The sequence below is a fragment of the Massilia sp. MS-15 genome (assembly GCF_020176695.1).
Lineage (GTDB): Bacteria > Pseudomonadota > Gammaproteobacteria > Burkholderiales > Burkholderiaceae_D > Telluria > Telluria hydrophila.
The window spans coordinates 31,921-47,783 of sequence record NZ_JAIWIA010000050.1 but is presented as its reverse complement, the minus strand read 5'-3'; the positions used below and the strand labels follow the sequence as shown (position 1 = coordinate 47,783).

Genomic DNA, 15,863 nt, shown 5'->3' with positions numbered 1-15,863 from the left:
ATGCACCCGCACGCCCTTACCAAAACTTCAAGCATATTTGTTAACAGCAATAAATATGCATGAGCTTCCACCATCCTACAAATACGTTTTTCCAAGCAAATTTATAGGAACAGCCTATAAATACATCGAAAAAGGGGGGAATTTGGGGTGGGGGACGATGTTTCCGGGCAAATCACAAGGCGCGATTATACGGAAGTGATACTTTTATGAAATATTTAGATAAGTTTTTTCGCCAAAGCACGGAGAGAGCTTGGTGATCTGTGGCGAGCAGACCACAAAAAATGTACCAATATTAATTTTTGACTGGCGCGTGCGGAGCAGGATGGCCCATCCGCCGCGTCAACGGATGGACCTTTCGCCAAGGCACCCTGGTGGGCAAGCGCGTCCCTACCTGGCGGCGCCTTGCTTGGCCATGCTGGCCACCTCGTGCTCGAAGCGGGCGAAGCGTTCGTCGAGCTGGCGGCTCAGTCGCGCTTTTTCTGCTGCCGGGAGGAAAGCATACCGGATGCTGTTGTAGGACGCCCTCTTCACTTCGGCATAGTCCGGCTTGTAGCGGCTGGCAAACAGGACGTACTCGTTGGTCAGCGTGTGGCGGGTCACGCCGGCGTCGTCGGTCGAGATCACATAGGGCACGCCGTACTTGCGGTACAGGGTGACCGGATGGTTGGCGCCTTCGATGCCGCTGATGAAGGCGTTCGAGGTCAGGTTGATCTCGACCGGCACGTCGTCCTTGCGCATCTTCGCCATGATGGCCGGCGCGTTGGTCTCGTGCGCCAGGTCGATGCCGTGGCCGATGCGGTTGGCGCCAGCCACCACCAGGGCCTGGTCGATGTGGAACTTCAGGCCTTCCGGCGGCACGTCGCCCAGCGCCAGCTCGCCGGCGTGCAGGGCCACCTTCACTTCCGGGAAGCGCGACTTCAGGAAGCGGAACATCTTCATGTGCAGCGCATAGTCGCGCATCGCGACCATGGTGCTCTCCTGGCCAACGATGTTCACGCCCACGATCTTGTCGCTCATGGCGGCGGCCTTGAAGCCCGACACCATCGAGGAGAACACCTGCGAGGGATTCATCAGGCGCACCACATAGGTCTGGTAGCGCATGGTGAAGCGCTCGTCGTCGATGCCTTCGGCCGCTTCATGGATCTTGTTGACGAAGTCCTCGGTGGACTTGCGGAAGCCCGCATCCTGCTCCAGCACCGCCAGCCAGGCCCCCATCTGGGCATCGAAGGCCTTGTCGTCCTGCGCGTTCTGCCAGGCCTGGGCGTCGAATTCCTTGTTCACGACGAAGGGCGACATCTTGAACATCGTTTCGATGTAGCTGACGTTTTCCAGGATCGCGCGCTGCTTGAGCTCCTGCAGGCCCTCGCGGAAGTTCGCGTTCGAGACCGGGCCGAAGTAGCCGAAGGTCTGGAAGAAGGCGCGGTCGGGCGGCGGCTGCAGCGCCCCGTGGTTATAAAAATCCTTGGTGGACCAGCGCTGCAGCAGCTCGCGGTAGCTGTGGTCGTCGGCATGGACCTCGGCCGTGGACAGGCAGCTGCGCTCGGCGGCCGGCTTGGCGCGCTCGGCCTCGACCACTTCCCGCTTCGTTTCGATGCGGTAGGTCTGCCGGTTGACGCAGTAGCCCTGCTTGTCGAGGAAGTCGACATAGGACTCGGCGTATACCGAACCCGAATAGTGGTGGTGCAGGTCGCCGCCCTTGGGCATGCGGGTGAAGAACAGGGTCAGCTCGGACAGTTTCGGCTCGCTGGCGATCAGGCCCGCGTAGTGACGGGCAGTGGCGGCTTCGTTGGCATTGGCCTTGGCCGGGCCCTTGGCCAGGGCCTGCGGGCTGGCTGCGACAGCCAGGGCCAGGGCAAGGCGCGGCAGCAGGCTGCCACTCGGTGTATTGGTCATGGATCGGGACTTTCTGGTGCGGGTTGAGCGCCGGCAAGTGTCGGCGGGAACCGCGCAACTCTATACGCTTGGGTTAGCGTTGGCAATATCGCAGGTCGTACGCATGGCGTAGGGTGGGCAAGTTCCTTGCCCACGCGTTCAGTCAGTGCCAGCGCTGCTTGGACGCGTGGGCGGGAAGACCCGCCCACCCTACAAGCTCAGGCGCGACGGACATGCACCAGCGCCCCACCGGAATACGTCGCCCGGATCGCCCGGTCGTCCCCCAGCAGCGCCAGCGCGAACAGCAGCTCCTCGAGCGACTCCAGCTGCGCCGTGCGGCGCGCCAGGAGCGGGGTCGACTTCGGGTCGAGCACGACGAAGTCCGCTTCCGCGCCCGGCTTGAAACTGCCGATCGTGCCTTCCAGGTCCATGGCGCGCGCCGCGCCCAGGGTGGCGAGGTAGAACATGCGCAGGGCCGGCAGGTGGCTGCCTTTCAGGCGCGCCCCCGTGTAGGCTTCGTTCATGGTCTGCAGCATCGAGAACGAGGTGCCGGCGCCGACGTCGGTGCCGAGCGACAGCAGGGTGCGCGCCCCGTCGGCGCGCTCGAAGTCGAACAGGCCGCTGCCCAGGAACAGGTTGGAGGTCGGGCACACCGACGCCGCCGAGCCGGTGGCCGCCATGCGCGCGAAGTCCTCGTCGTCCAGCCAGATGCAGTGGCCGAACAGCGCGCGCGGACGCATCAGGCCGAAGCGCTCGTACACGTCGAGGTAGCTGCGCGCCTGCGGGTGCAGTTCGCCCACCCACTTGCATTCGTCCTTGTTTTCCGAGACGTGGGTCTGGATGAAGGTGTCGGGATAGCTGCGCGCCAGCTCGGCCGTCGCCTGCAGCTGGGCGTCGCTCGAGGTCGGCGCGAAGCGCGGCGTGATCGCGTACAGCTGGCGGCCGCGCTTGTGCCACTTCTCGATCAGGGCGGCGCTCGCGCCCACCCCGCCTTCGAGGTCGCGCAGGAAGTCCGGGCAGTGGCGGTCCATCAGCACCTTGCCGGCCACCATGCGCAGGTTGCGCGCTTCGCTGGCCTCGAAAAAGGCCTCGACCGATTCCGGATGCACGGTGCAGTACACGACCGCGGTGGTGGTGCCACAGCGCAGCAGCTCGTCGAGGAAGAACTCGGCGGTCGCGCGCGCATGGACCGGGTCGGAAAAGCGCCGCTCGGTTGGGAAGGTATAGGTCTCCAGCCAGGGCAGCAGGCCCTCGCTGGGCGAGGCGATCATGTCGGTCTGTGGGTAGTGCAGGTGGGTGTCGATGAAGCCCGGGGTGATCAGGTGGCCACGGTAGTCGTGCGGCACCAGGCCGGCCGGCAGCGTGCCGGCCAGCGTCGCATGGTCGCCGGCGGCCTTGACGCGGCCGTCCTCGACCACCAGCAGGCCATCTTCATGCCAGGCATGGGCGTCGCCGTCGAAGGCCGGGTCGGCGTGGAAGTGCAGCAAGCTCGCACGGTAGGCTTGCACGTTTTGTGGTGCGGTGGACATTAGTGTGATTCCGTTGAAACGTCAGGTTGGCGGGCCGCCGCTTCCCATACGGTCAGCAGCTGGGCCGCCACGGAGGCCGCGATCACGGCCGGGGCCTTGCCCTCGATGCCGGGGATGCCGACCGGGCAGACCATCGCAGCGATGCGCGCGGCGGCGATGCCGCGCTCGCGCAGGCGGTGCTCGAACTGGCGGCGCTTGGTGCACGATCCGATCAGGCCGAACCAGTCCGCCGCAATGTCGTGATCAGGCGCGCCGGGGCGCGACAGTATCGCGTGCGACAGGTCCAGGTCAAGGGCGTGGCTGTGGGTCATGACCAGGAAGGTGGTTCCCTGTGGCGCTTTTTCAACAAGGGCCCGCGGCGTGTCGGTGGCCTCGACCGTCACGTTGCCCGGCAGCCCGGCCGGGAACAGGTCGTCGCGCTCGTCGACCCAGGTGACGCGGCAGGGCAAGCCGGCCAGGGCGCGCACGATGGCGGCGCCAACGTGGCCGGCGCCGAACAGCATCAGGTGGGCGCGCGGGGCCAGTACCGCGTCGACCAGCCACAGGCGGCCAGTGTCGTCCTGGAACATGTGGGTGCCGGCGCTGCGGTCGAATGCGGGAACAGCCGCGCCGGCGAGGATGCGCCCGCTGCCGTCGATCAGGGACGTCGCGTGGGCGGCTTCGCCGCCTACGCGTTCAACTGGCGGCAGCGCAGCCGCAATGCCATCTTTCGATGAACGCGTGGGCGGGAGACCCGCCCACCCTACGGATACCATGCGCCAGGTGTCTTCGTTGCGGCGCCTGTCGAGCAGCGCGAGCTGCCCGGCATCCGCGATTTCAAACGCCAGCCACGCGATCCCGCCGCAGCACTGCCCCAGCTTCGGCCCCAGCGGGAAGCGCTCCAGCCGCGCCTGCCCTCCTGCGGCCAGCAGCGCGCGCGCGATCTCCAGCGCCCGGTGCTCCAGGTGCCCGCCGCCGATGGTGCCGCGAAAGCCTGCCGCGTCGACCAGCATGCGCGCGCCCGGCTCGCGCGGCACGGAACCCTCGACGCGCGCGACCGTCACCAGGACGGCCGGCGCGCGCAGCTCCCCGGGCAGCCAGTCGTCCATCAGGCGAGCGCCGCTTCCACGAAGGCCACCGCCTTGAGGATTTCCTCGCAGGTCGCCGGCGCATTCAGCGGCGGCTGCACCCGGTGCCCGCCGACGCTGGACACCGCGTCGCGGATCGCGAAGAACACCGAGAACGGCAGCAGCAGCGGCGGCTCGCCCACGGCCTTGGAGCGGTGGATGCTGTCCTCCACGTTGCGGTTCTTGAACAGGCGCACCCGGAAGTCCTGCGGGCAGTCGGACACGCCCGGGATCTTGTAGGTCGAAGGCGCATGCGTCATCAGTTTGCCGTCGCCGTTCCACCACAATTCCTCGGTGGTGAGCCAGCCCATGCCCTGGATGAAGGCGCCTTCGACCTGGCCGATGTCGATTGCCGGGTTGAGCGAATTGCCGGCGTCGTAGAGCGCATCGGCGCGCACCAGCTTCCATTCGCCGGTGAGGGTATCGACCACGACTTCCGACACCGCCGCGCCATAGGCGTAGTAGGAGAACGGACGGCCGTTCATGGTCTTCGGGTCCCAGTGCAGGCCGGGGGTGGCGTAGAAGCCGTCCGACCACAATTGCACCCGCGCCAGGTAGGCCTTGGCCACCACTTCGCCGAAGCGCAGCGCTTCTCCGTTCACGAACACGGTGTCGTCGGCAAAACGCACTTCCGATGGATCGCCGCCGAACTGCGATGCCACGAAGGCTGCCAGCCGGTCGCGGATGGTGCGCGCCGCGTCCTGCGCGGCCTTGCCGTTCAGGTCGGCGCCGGTGGATGCCGCGGTGGCCGAGGTGTTGGCCACCTTGCTGGTGTTGGTGGCGGTGGCGCGCACCCGTTCCAGGTTCACGCCCAGCTCGTGCGCCACCACCTGCATCACCTTGGTGTTGATGCCCTGCCCCATCTCGGTGCCGCCGTGGTTCACCAGGATCGAACCGTCCACGTAGACATGGACCAGGGCGCCGGCCTGGTTCAGGTGGGTGACGTTGAAGGCGATGCCGAATTTCACCGGCGTCAGCGCCAGGCCCTTCTTCAGCACCGGGCTGGTCTTGTTGAAGGCCTCGATGGCGGCGCGGCGGGCGCGGTAGTCGCTGCTGCCTTCCAGCTCGTCCACCAGTTCGTGGATCACGTTGTCGACGATCTCCTGGCCGTAGGGCGTGAGGTTGCGCTCCTGCTTGCCGTAGAAATTCAGGCGGCGGATGTCGAGCGGGTCGCGGCCGAGGTGACGCGCGATCTCGTCGATCACGTACTCGATCGCGATCGCGCCCTGCGGCCCGCCGAAGCCGCGGAAGGCGGTGTTCGACTGGGTATTGGTCTTGCCGCAGGCGGCGCGGATCTCGACGTCCGACAGGTAATAGGCATTGTCGAAGTGGCAGACGGCGCGCGTGGCCACCGGGCCGGACAGGTCGGCCGAATAGCCGGCGCGGCTGACCATGTCCACCTTCGCGGCCAGGATGCGCCCCTGCGCATCGTAGCCGACTTCGTATGCGTAGTGGAAGCAGTGGCGCTTGCCGGTGACCAGCATGTCGTCGTCGCGGTCGGCGCGCAGCTTGACCGGGCGGCGCATTGCGCTTGCTGCGATCGCCGCCGCCGCCGCCCACAGGGCCGACTGCGATTCCTTGCCGCCGAAGCCCCCGCCCATGCGACGGCATTCCACCGTCACGTGGTGCGAATGCAGGCCGAGCGCGTGCGCCACCACGTGCTGCATCTCGCTCGGGTGCTGGGTCGAGCAGTACACGTGCATGCCGCGGTCCTCGCCCGGAATCGCATAGGCGATCTGGCCTTCGAGGTAGAACTGTTCCTGCCCGCCCACGTGCAGCTCGCCGCGCACGTGGTGCGGGGCGCCGGCAAACGCTGCCTCGGCGTCGCCGCGCGCCAGGCGCATCGGCGGCAGCACGAAGGACCGGGCGGCGCGCGCCGCCTGCGGCGTCAGGATGGCGGGCAGGTCTTCGTAGTCGATGTTCGCCAGCCGCGCCGCGCGGCGCGCGTTGTCGTGGCTGTCGGCGATGACGACGAAGATCGGCTGGCCCACGTACTGGACCAGGCCGTCGGCCAGGATCGGGTCGTCGTGGATGATCGGGCCGCAGTCGTTCAGGCCGGGGATGTCTTGCGCCGTGAGCACCGCCAGCACGCCGCGGCTGGCGGCGACCGCGGCGAGCTCGATGCCGCGGATGCGTGCATGCGGACGGCTCGACAGCCCGAGCGCGGCGTGCAGGGTGCCGGCCAGTTCCGGGATATCGTCGGTATAGGTGGCCTGGCCGAGCACGTGCAGCACGGCCGATTCGTGCGGGCGCGCACGGCCGACTTCGCTCCACGCTTCGCTGCCCTGGGCAGCGGCCTGCCCGGCGAGGATGGGGGTGCCTGCGTCGTTCATGGTGTGTCCTTTCAGCCGGCCGCGAAGGCGTTGACGGCGCTGGCCGGCAGCGGATCGTCGACCCGGGTCTCGAGCCAGAAGCGGCGCAGCAGGTTCTGCGCCGCCCGCATGCGGTAGGCGCTGGAGGCGCGCATGTCGCTCAGCGGCGCGTAGTCCTGGGCCAGCGCGGCCATCGCGGCGCGCAGCGCCGCCTCGTCGAAGCGCTCCCCGCGCAGCGCGGCTTCGGCCGCGGCCGCGCGCTTCGGGGTGGCGGCCATGCCGCCGTAGGCGATGCGGACATCGAGCACGGTGGCGCCATCGAGCGTCACGGCAAAGGCGGCGCACACGGCCGAGATGTCCTGGTCGAAGCGCTTGGCCAGTTTGTAGGTACGCAAGCGCAGGCCTGCCCTGGGCAGCGGCACCTGCACGGCGCGCACGAACTCGCCCGGGTGCAGGTCCTTCTTCTGGTAGCCGAGGTAGAAGTCTTCCAGTGCCAGCGCGCGTTCGCCGTCGGGGCCGCACAGCAGGACACGCGCGCCGAGCGCGATCAGCCAGGGCATCGAGTCGCCGATCGGCGAACCGTTGGCGACGTTGCCGCCCAGGGTGCCGGCCTGGCGGATCGGGAGCGAGGCGAAGCGCTGGCGCAATTCGCCCAGTTCGCGCGGATAGTGGCGGCAGACGGCGTTGTAGGCGTCTTCCAGCGTGACGCCGGCGCCGATCTCCAGGCTGTCCGCGCCTTCCGCGACGCGCCTGAGCGCATCGACCTGGCCGATATAGATGATGTCGTTCAGCTCGCGCATGTGCTTGGTGACCCACAGGCCGACGTCGGTCGAACCGGCCAGCACCAGCGCATCGGGGAACGCGCTGCGCAGGCGCACCAGTTCGTCCAACGTGCGCGGCACGTGGAAGCGCCCGCCCTGCGCTTCATATGTAAACCCGTGGGCGCGCTGCAGGGCCTGCAGGCGGCCGGCCAGCGCGGCGCGGTCGAAAGCCACCGGTGCCAGCTCGGTCATGCAGCGGGCGGCGTCGATGATCGGGCGGTAGCCGGTGCAGCGGCACAGGTTGCCCGAGAGCGCGTCGTCGATCTGGCAGCGCGAGGGAGCACGTCCTTCCTGCTTCAGGTACATGCCCCACAGCGACATGGCGAAGCCGGGCGTGCAGAAGCCGCACTGCGAGCCATGGCACTCGACCAGCGCCTGCTGCACCGGATGCAGTGCGCCGCCTGGCGCCTGCAGGTCTTCCACCGTGAACAGGGCCTTGCCGTCGAGCGTGGGGGTGAACTGAATGCAGGCATTGACCGCCTTGAGCGCGAGCTGGCCGTCTTCCAGCGAACCGATCACCACCGTGCAGGCGCCGCAGTCGCCCTCGGCACAGCCTTCCTTGGTACCGGTGCAGTGCAGGTCTTCGCGCAGGTGCTGCAGGATGGTCTGGGTCGGGCGCGCATCGCGTACTTCGCGCAGGGCGCCGCGGTAATAGAATCGGATCGGGTCTGGCATCGTTGCCTCTCAGTTTGCCTCTCGGTCGAGCAAGGGCGGAAGGCTACCACCCGGCGTCAACGGACTTATAAGAAAATTCTTATATTGCTTATCTATAAATAAGCATATCTTATGGATCCCGCCATCCATTCATTTTATGAAAGGATGCACGGTTTTCCAGTGCTGTGCGATATCGATGCGGCGCGCGACCCAGACCCGCTCGTGGCCTAGCACGTAATCGAGGAAGCGCGCCAGCGCCTGCGCCCGTCCCGGGCGCCCGACCAGGCGGCAGTGCAGGCCGATCGACAGCATCTTCGGCCGGTCCAGGCCATCCGGGTCGCCCTCGGCATACAGCAGGTCGAAGGCATCCTTCAGGTAGTCGAAGAACTGGGTGCCGGAATTGAAACCCTGCATGGCGGCGAAGCGCATGTCGTTGCTGTCGAGCGTATAGGGCACGACCAGGTGCGGCACCTGCCGTCCGCCCACGTCTACCTCCTGCCAGAACGGCAGGTCGTCGCCATAGTGGTCGGCGTCGTAGGCGAAACCGCCGTGCTCGACCAGCAGGCGGCGGGTATTGGGCGAGTCGCGTCCCGTGTACCAGCCGAGCGGCGCTTCTCCGGTCAGTTCGCGCATGATGTGCACCGCCTCAATCATGTGGGCACGCTCAAGGGCTTCGTCCATGTTTTGATAAGAAATCCAGCGCAGGCCGTGGCAGGCGATCTCGTGGCCCAGCTCGCGGAAGGCGCTGACCGCATCGGGGTTGCGCTTGAGCGCCATCGCCACGCCGAACACCGTCAATGGCAGGCCGCGTTCCTCGAACAGGCGCAGTACCCGCCACAGGCCGGCGCGCGCGCCGTATTCGTACAGCGACTCCATGCTCATGTGGCGCATCGGGAAGGCCTGGGCGCCGATGATCTCGGACAGGAAGGTTTCCGAGGCCGGGTCGCCATGCAGCACGCAGTTCTCGGCGCCCTCTTCGTAGTTCAGCACGAACTGCAGGGCGATGCGGGCCCCGCCCGGCCAGCGGGCGTGGGGCGGGTTGCGGCCGTAGCCGGCCAGGTCGCGCGGGTAGTCGGAGTAGGTGTCCATGGCATGATCGAAAGCAGGTATATCGGCGATCATATATTGCAGGAAGCACAAGGGTATATGATTGCCCAGATACTCCAACTCATTCTTCGCATATGGGAACCGCATGGGCAAACTGAGCACCCACGTCCTCGACACCGCGCACGGCCGCCCGGGGGCCGGCCTCAAGCTGGCGCTGTACGCCGTGCATGGGGACGAACGGTCGCTGCTGAAGACGGCGCACACCAACGCGGACGGCCGCTGCGATGCGCCGCTGCTCGAGGGCGACGCGCTGCAGCCGGGCCAGTACGAACTGGCGTTCTTCGCGGGCGACTATTTCGCTGGCATAGGGGTGGACCTGCCCTCCCCGCGCTTCCTGGACCGCATCGTCATCGCCTTCGGCATCGCCGATGCCACGCAGAACTACCACGTGCCGCTGGTAATGACGCCCTGGTCCTACTCCACCTACCGCGGCAGCTAGCATGGGAGCCGTCGTGCATGCCACTGCCGAGCCGGCCGATGCGCGCCCTGGCCTTGCCGCCGCCCGGATCGGGATCGGGCTGGTGCAGGGATTGCTGCTGTTCCTGCTGTACCGCGCCGGAACCGCACTGCACTGGCCCGCCACCGCGCCGCGCCTGTTCGTGCCCCTGCTGCTGGTGTGCGCACTGGTGCCGGTCATCGCGATCAGCGGGCTGGGCCAGCTGTCGCGGCGGCGCCTGTTGCTGTGGTGCTTGGCGGCAGCGGCCGTGCTTGCCGTCCTCGCGCTGCACGACGTCCGGCGCATGGAAGGCGCCTACCGGCCGCCGGAAGGCCCCCGGCCGCGCGCGGCGTCGCCCTCGCCGCATCTGTGCCTGTCGCTCGTGGCCGGCTTATTCATCGCCCACGTGCTCGTGCTGGCAGGCGCGCATGAGCGCCGCCGCATCGCTGGCTATGCCAGCTATTTCGAAACCGCCTGGAAGCTGGGCGTGCAGCTGGCCTTCAGCGCCCTGTTCGTCGGCACCGGCTGGCTGGTGCTGCACCTGGGCGCGCAGCTGTTCCTGCTGGTCAAGCTGAGCTTCCTGCAAGACGCCATCCGGGAACCATGGTTCGCGATTCCCGTTACCACCTTCGCCTTTGCGAGCGCACTGCACCTGACCGACGTGCGGCCGGGCATCGTACGCGGCATCCGCAACCTGCTGCTGGTACTGCTGTCCTGGATCCTGCCGGTGCTGACGCTCCTGGTGGGCGGCTTCCTGGCCAGCCTGCCCTTCACCGGACTAGACGCGCTGTGGGGCACGCGCAGCGCCGCCTCCGTCCTGCTCGGCGCGGCGGCCGCCTTCGTGGTCCTGATCAACGCGGCATGGCAGAGCGGCGAGACGCCAGCCGCGCGACCAGTGGGCGTGGCGGCGCGCATCGCCGCCTTGCTGCTGGTGCCGGTCACCGCGCTCGCCATCTACGCGCTCGCACTGCGGGTCGGCGAGCACGGCTGGACCGACGACCGGATCGTTGCGGCGGCGTGCATGCTGGTGGCGGCCTGCTATGCGGGCGGCTATGCGGCGGCGGCACTTCGCCGCGGCTGGCTGCCGACGCTGGCGGGCGTCAACATCGCGGCCGCATTCGTGGTGCTGGCCGTGCTGATGGCACTGCTCACGCCGCTGGCCGATCCGGCCCGGCTTGCCACCAGGGACCAGCTGGCGCGGCTGGCGGCCGGACGCGTGACGGCGGCGCAGCTCGACGTCGGCTACCTCCACTTCGGGGCAGCCCGCTACGGCCGCGCGGCGCTGGCACAGCTGGATGCGTCCAGTGACCGGCCGGACGCGGCCGCCCTGCGCAGCCGGATCGCGGCGGTGCGCAAGCTGCGCTTCCCGTACGAACTGGACCAGCTGGATGTCCCGGCCAGGCTGTCCGACAACCTGCGTGTCTGGCCGAAGGGAAGCCGCCTGCCAGACAGCTTCCTGAACATGGACTGGCTTGCCACGGCCGGCCAGCACGACGCCCACCGCACGCCTGCCTGCCTGCTGCGGCGCGGTGTATCTTGCGATGCGATCCTGCTCGACATGGGTGGCGATGCGCGTCCCGAAGTCCTGCTGTTTGGCGGCAGCGCGTGGCAGACGGCCTTTGCCACCGAAGAAGATGGCGGCCGCTGGCGGATCGTCGGCGCCTTGCCTGGCCTGGGGTGCCGGGAACTGGTGCAGGCGGTGCGGGATGGACAGGTCCGCACCCTGGCGCCGGCCTGGAACGACCTGGAAGTGGCGGGACGGCGGCTGCCGGTCGATGCCACGCCGCTGTGGACAGATGGTTGCCCGCCCGCCACTCCCCCGCTGCCGGACGCTGCGCCCAGGTAAATCTTGCTATGCTTGGGCCTACCCCGTCGGGAGAGCCCATGGCCTTGCACATCGTTCATTTCATCGGACCGATTAACCACAGTTCCGCCAGCGCCATCCGCAACAATTGCCTGCAGGCGCTGCAGAACGGCGCCACCGAGATCGCCCTGCACATGTCCAGTGAAGGCGGCAACATGACCGCCGGCTTCGCCCTCTACTTTTTCCTGAAGTCGCTGCCGGTGCCGCTCACCACGCACAACATCGGTAGTGTCGAATCGGTGGCCGTGGTGATCTTCCTGGCCGGCCAGCAGCGCTATGCCTGTCCCGGTACGCGCTTCCTGGTCCATCCGCTACATTGGGGCTTCGGCAGCCTGGTCGCGGCCGACCATGCGCGCGTCTCGGAATGGCGCGACTGCCTCGACTTCGATGCCGAGCGCTACGCCAGCATCTTCCTCGAGGCGACCACGGCGGCGGGCCAACCGACCGATATCCGCAGCCACCTCACCGGCAATGCCCGCCTGTTCGATGCCGGCCAGGCACGCGCGGCCGGTATCATCCACGACGCCGTCCAGGCCCGTCTCCCTGCCGCAGGAGCAACTTGTCACTGGTGGAACTAATTCTGACAAGAAGCTGTTTCAAATTCGCAACGGTTAGCGCACTCCAACAACTAAACATCACCAATTCTTTCATTTAAGTTGCATAAAAAATTACCAGATGGATAGAATCATTGCCAGGGTCTAACGGTGCTGTCCTGCTTGCTGCTTACGCCAGCACCGCTTTTTTCAGCAGCTCGTAATAAGAATGATGATGAAGAAACGTGTGATTGCTACCTTGCTGGCGCTCCCGCTGGCAGCTTCGACGGCCCAGGCGCAGGACAGCGCCGGCTTCCCTCCAATCAAGATCAGCGGCTTCGGTACCGCCGCCCTGACCTATGCCAACAGCGAGGGCGCCGAATTCGTGCGCCCGAACCAGGCTGCGGGTTCGTCCAAGGACTTCCGCACCGGCATCGATTCGAACCTTGGCCTGCAGGCCGACATGGTGGTCAACAGCTGGCTGTCGCTGACCGCCCAGGGCCTGGTGCGCCGTGACGCCGAAGAAGGCTATGGCGCCGAACTGAGCTGGGCCTTCGCCAAGGCCCGCATCTCGGACGAACTGAGCGTGCGCGTCGGCCGCGTCGGCCTGCCGGTATTCATGATCTCGGACTACCGCAACGTCGGCTACGCCAACCACATGCTGCGTCCGCCGGCGGAAGTGTATTCGCAGGTGCCGTTCAACAGCATCGACGGCCTGGACCTCACCTGGCAGCACGGCTTCGGCGACACCAGCCTCACCGCGCAGCTGGCCTACGGCGGCGTGAAGGCTCCGCTGTCGGGCAACATCCACGCCAAGGGCAAGAACGTGGCCGCGCTGAACATCAGCGCCGAGCACGGTCCCTTCACCCTGCGTGCCGGCCATGCGACCACCAAGGTGAGCGTCGAGGATTCGGTCTCGCTCAACACCCTGGTCGGCGGCCTGCGCGCAGCCGGCGCCGGCTACCGCTTCAACCAGCTCGTCACGCTGGCCAACGAGATCGAAGCGCACGACAAGCGCGCCAGCTTCAGCTCGCTGGGCCTGGCGATGGACTGGAACAACATCGTGCTCCAGGCCGAGTACGCCAAGCGCAAGACCAAGACCTACATCAACGACACCAGCGCCTGGTACGCGATGGCCGGCTACCGCATGGGCAAGTTCATGCCCTACGCCAGCCACAGCGTGCTGAAGATCGACGGCGCCATCGTCAACACCGTGCCGGCAGCCTGCCCGGCCGGCTATCCGGCGGCCTGCACCCCGACCATGCAGCAGCTCGGCGCCGGCGTGCGCCGCCTGCCGAACACCGGCGTGGGCCAGGGCGAACAGTCGACCACTACCCTCGGCGTGCGCTGGGACTTCGCCAGCTCGGTGGCCCTGAAGGCGCAGGTCGACCGCGTCACGCCGAAGAACGGCACCGGCCTGTTCGTGAACGCCCAGCCCGGCTTCCGGGACAGCGTGACGGTCGGCGCTGTCGCCCTCGATTTCGTGTTCTGAGGAGACGGCCATGAACAACAAGATCGCTACCCTGATCGCCGCCGCCGCCTTCGCCGCCAGCGCCCCCGCGCTGGCCGAAGTGGTCGTGGTGGTCGGCGCCAAGTCCGCGGAAAGCAGCATGACCAAGGAACAGGTCGCCCAGTTCTTCCTCGGTAAGTCCTCGAGCATGACGCCGATCGACCAGGTCGAGGCCAACCCGGTGCGCGCCGAGTTCTACAAGAAAGTCGCCGACAAGGACGCGGCCCAGGCCAAGGCCCTGTGGTCCAAGCTGGTGTTCACTGGCAAGGCCACGATGCCGAAGGAAGTCGCCGACAACGCCGCCGTCAAGGCCGCCGTCGCCGCCAACCCGAAGGCCATCGGCTACATCGACAAGAGCGCCGTGGACGGCAGCGTCAAGGTGGTCTACTCGGCGCAGTAAGCAAACCGCTGCGAGCCAGCACCCGCCGCCGGCCCGATGCCGGCGGCGGTTTCTGCATTCTGGAGACAACGACAATGAGCATCAAGCGCAGGATCTGGGCACTGCCCGTCATTTCCGCCATCATCTTCGGCCTCGGTGCCGGCGCCAGCGCGTGGATCGCGAACGGCGCGCTGGATTCGATCACCACCACCGCGAGCGTGGACTATCCGGTGCTGGATGCCTCCAAGGCGCTGATGCTCGAGGTCGCGGCCATCACCGACGGCCTGCAGGACGCGGTCGCGGAAGGCGACAAGGACAAGGTCGGCCAGGTCGGCGAACAGGCGAATCGCCTGCGCGCCCGTCTGGAGCAGTTCAAGCGGATCCCGGGCCAGGGCGAGACCGGCGCCCGCCTGGGCAAGGAATTCGAGGCCTATTACGCGCCGGCCCTGTCGGCCGCCCGCATCATGCTCGAGATGGAACAGGGCGACCCGCAGGCCGTGGTCGGCAAGATGCAGTCGACGCTGGCCGTCCTGAAGGGCGACCTGGCCAAGGTCAACGCCGCGGCCGAACGCCAGTTCGCGGCCGGCATCGCGGGCAGCAAGGACAGCGTCAACCAGGTGGTGATCTCGATGATCGCCACCGCCCTGGTCGTGATCGCCGCGCTGGCCGTGGTGTCGTGGTTCGTGGTGCGCGCCATCTGGCAGCAGCTGGGCGGCGAGCCGGAATACGCGCGCCAGATCGCGCAGGCAGTGGCCGGCGGCGACCTGTCCACCGAGATCCGCACCGAGGCCGGCGACAACGCCAGCATGCTGGCGGCGCTGAAGGAAATGCGCGGACGACTGGCCACCCTGGTGGCCGAGATCAAGGCCTCGGCCGACACCATCGCCATGGCCAGCTCGGAGATCGCGAGCGGCAATGCCGACCTGGCGCGCCGTACCGAATCGCAGGCCGCCAACCTCGACCGCACCACCCGTTCGATGGAAGAACTGACCGGCGCCGTGCGCGAAAACGCCAGCGCCGCCAGCCAGGCCAATGCGCTGGTGGAGACCGCCAGCAGCATCGCCACCCGCGGCGGCGAGGTGGTGGGCGGCGTGGTCAGCACGATGGGCGACATCAACAGCTCGGCCAACAAGATCGTCGAGATCATTTCCGTCATCGACGGCATCGCCTTCCAGACCAACATCCTGGCGCTGAACGCCGCAGTCGAAGCGGCGCGTGCCGGCGAACAGGGCCGCGGCTTCGCGGTCGTGGCGGGCGAAGTGCGCAACCTGGCCCAGCGTTCGGCGGCGGCGGCCAAGGAAATCAAGGAGCTGATCGGCGACTCGGTAGCCAAGGTCAGCGCCGGCAGCGCGCTGGTGGACGAAGCCGGCGTGACCATGGGCCAGATCGTGGACTCGGTGCGCAAGGTGCAGGCCATCATGGCCGAGATCAGCGCCGCCGGTGCGCGCCAGAGCGCCGGCATCGACGACATCGGCCGCGCCATCGGCAGCATCGACGAGATGACCCAGCAGAACGCGGCACTGGTCGAGGAAGCCTCGGCGGCGGCGGAGTCGCTCACCGGCCAGACCGGCCAGTTGACGGAGGCCCTGTCCGTGTTCAAGCTCGAAACCCAGGCGCCCCAGGCCGGGAACAAACAGCGACTCGCGCTGCGCTAGTCCGTCGAAATCATTGTAGAGTGGGCGGGTCTCCCCGCCCACGCGGTCGAGGCCGGCCGGGAAGCCACGCAGCCGGCTTCTCGCT

At 67.4% G+C, this 15,863-nt stretch carries 13 protein-coding genes; 7 read left to right on the top strand and 6 right to left on the bottom strand.

Features of this window, described 5'->3' with window-relative positions; all coding sequences use genetic code 11:
• A partial coding sequence (locus LCI23_RS18120; protein ID WP_224947852.1) for a hypothetical protein occupies positions 1 to 199 on the top strand: 199 nt, incomplete at its 5' end.
• A gap of 188 nt (positions 200 to 387) precedes the next feature.
• On the opposite strand, the gene LCI23_RS18115 is transcribed toward LCI23_RS18120, so the two are convergent.
• From LCI23_RS18115 to puuE, 6 genes are all read right to left on the bottom strand, one after another.
• Complete coding sequence (locus tag LCI23_RS18115) at positions 388 to 1,893, bottom strand: adenosine deaminase (RefSeq protein ID WP_224947851.1); 1,506 nt, start codon at positions 1,891 to 1,893, stop codon at positions 388 to 390.
• Positions 1,894 to 2,090: 197 nt separating this feature from the next.
• Positions 2,091 to 3,401 carry a guanine deaminase gene (guaD, locus tag LCI23_RS18110; RefSeq protein WP_224947850.1) on the bottom strand — a complete coding sequence of 437 codons (1,311 nt, stop codon included), beginning with the start codon at positions 3,399 to 3,401 and terminating at the stop codon, positions 2,091 to 2,093.
• Positions 3,401 to 4,489, bottom strand: a complete 1,089-nt coding sequence (xdhC, locus tag LCI23_RS18105) for a xanthine dehydrogenase accessory protein XdhC (RefSeq protein ID WP_224947849.1) — start codon at positions 4,487 to 4,489, stop codon at positions 3,401 to 3,403. The genes guaD and xdhC overlap by 1 nt, the downstream gene beginning before the upstream one ends.
• Positions 4,489 to 6,840, bottom strand: coding sequence for a xanthine dehydrogenase molybdopterin binding subunit (xdhB, locus tag LCI23_RS18100; protein WP_224947848.1), 2,352 nt, complete (start codon positions 6,838 to 6,840; stop codon positions 4,489 to 4,491). Before xdhB ends, xdhC begins: the two co-directional genes overlap by 1 nt.
• A gap of 11 nt (positions 6,841 to 6,851) precedes the next feature.
• A complete protein-coding gene (gene xdhA / locus LCI23_RS18095) occupies positions 6,852 to 8,315 on the bottom strand; it encodes a xanthine dehydrogenase small subunit (RefSeq protein ID WP_224947847.1) in 1,464 nt (487 codons plus the stop codon).
• A gap of 129 nt (positions 8,316 to 8,444) precedes the next feature.
• The gene (puuE, locus tag LCI23_RS18090; RefSeq protein ID WP_224947846.1) at positions 8,445 to 9,383 is read right to left on the bottom strand and encodes an allantoinase PuuE; all 939 of its coding nucleotides are present in this window, start codon (positions 9,381 to 9,383) and stop codon (positions 8,445 to 8,447) included.
• A 103-nt stretch (positions 9,384 to 9,486) separates the two neighbouring features.
• Here puuE and uraH point away from each other — a divergent pair, with 103 nt between their 5' ends.
• The 6 genes from uraH to LCI23_RS18060 all read left to right on the top strand — a co-directional run bounded on the left by uraH (position 9,487) and on the right by LCI23_RS18060 (position 15,778).
• Complete coding sequence (uraH, locus tag LCI23_RS18085) at positions 9,487 to 9,840, top strand: hydroxyisourate hydrolase (RefSeq protein WP_224947845.1); 354 nt, start codon at positions 9,487 to 9,489, stop codon at positions 9,838 to 9,840.
• Position 9,841: 1 nt separating this feature from the next.
• Entirely contained in the window at positions 9,842 to 11,683 is a 1,842-nt protein-coding gene (locus LCI23_RS18080) for a DUF4153 domain-containing protein (RefSeq protein ID WP_224947844.1), read from the top strand.
• A gap of 38 nt (positions 11,684 to 11,721) precedes the next feature.
• Entirely contained in the window at positions 11,722 to 12,279 is a 558-nt protein-coding gene (locus LCI23_RS18075; protein WP_224947843.1) for an ATP-dependent Clp protease proteolytic subunit, read from the top strand.
• 202 nt (positions 12,280 to 12,481) lie between these two features.
• Positions 12,482 to 13,726, top strand: a complete 1,245-nt coding sequence (locus LCI23_RS18070; protein WP_374041190.1) for a hypothetical protein — start codon at positions 12,482 to 12,484, stop codon at positions 13,724 to 13,726.
• Between the two features lie 10 nt (positions 13,727 to 13,736).
• Positions 13,737 to 14,144: a hypothetical protein gene (locus LCI23_RS18065; protein WP_224947842.1), complete on the top strand. Its 408-nt coding sequence runs from the start codon at positions 13,737 to 13,739 to the stop codon at positions 14,142 to 14,144.
• A 74-nt stretch (positions 14,145 to 14,218) separates the two neighbouring features.
• Entirely contained in the window at positions 14,219 to 15,778 is a 1,560-nt protein-coding gene (locus tag LCI23_RS18060) for a methyl-accepting chemotaxis protein (protein WP_224947841.1), read from the top strand.
• Positions 15,779 to 15,863: the final 85 nt, after the last annotated feature.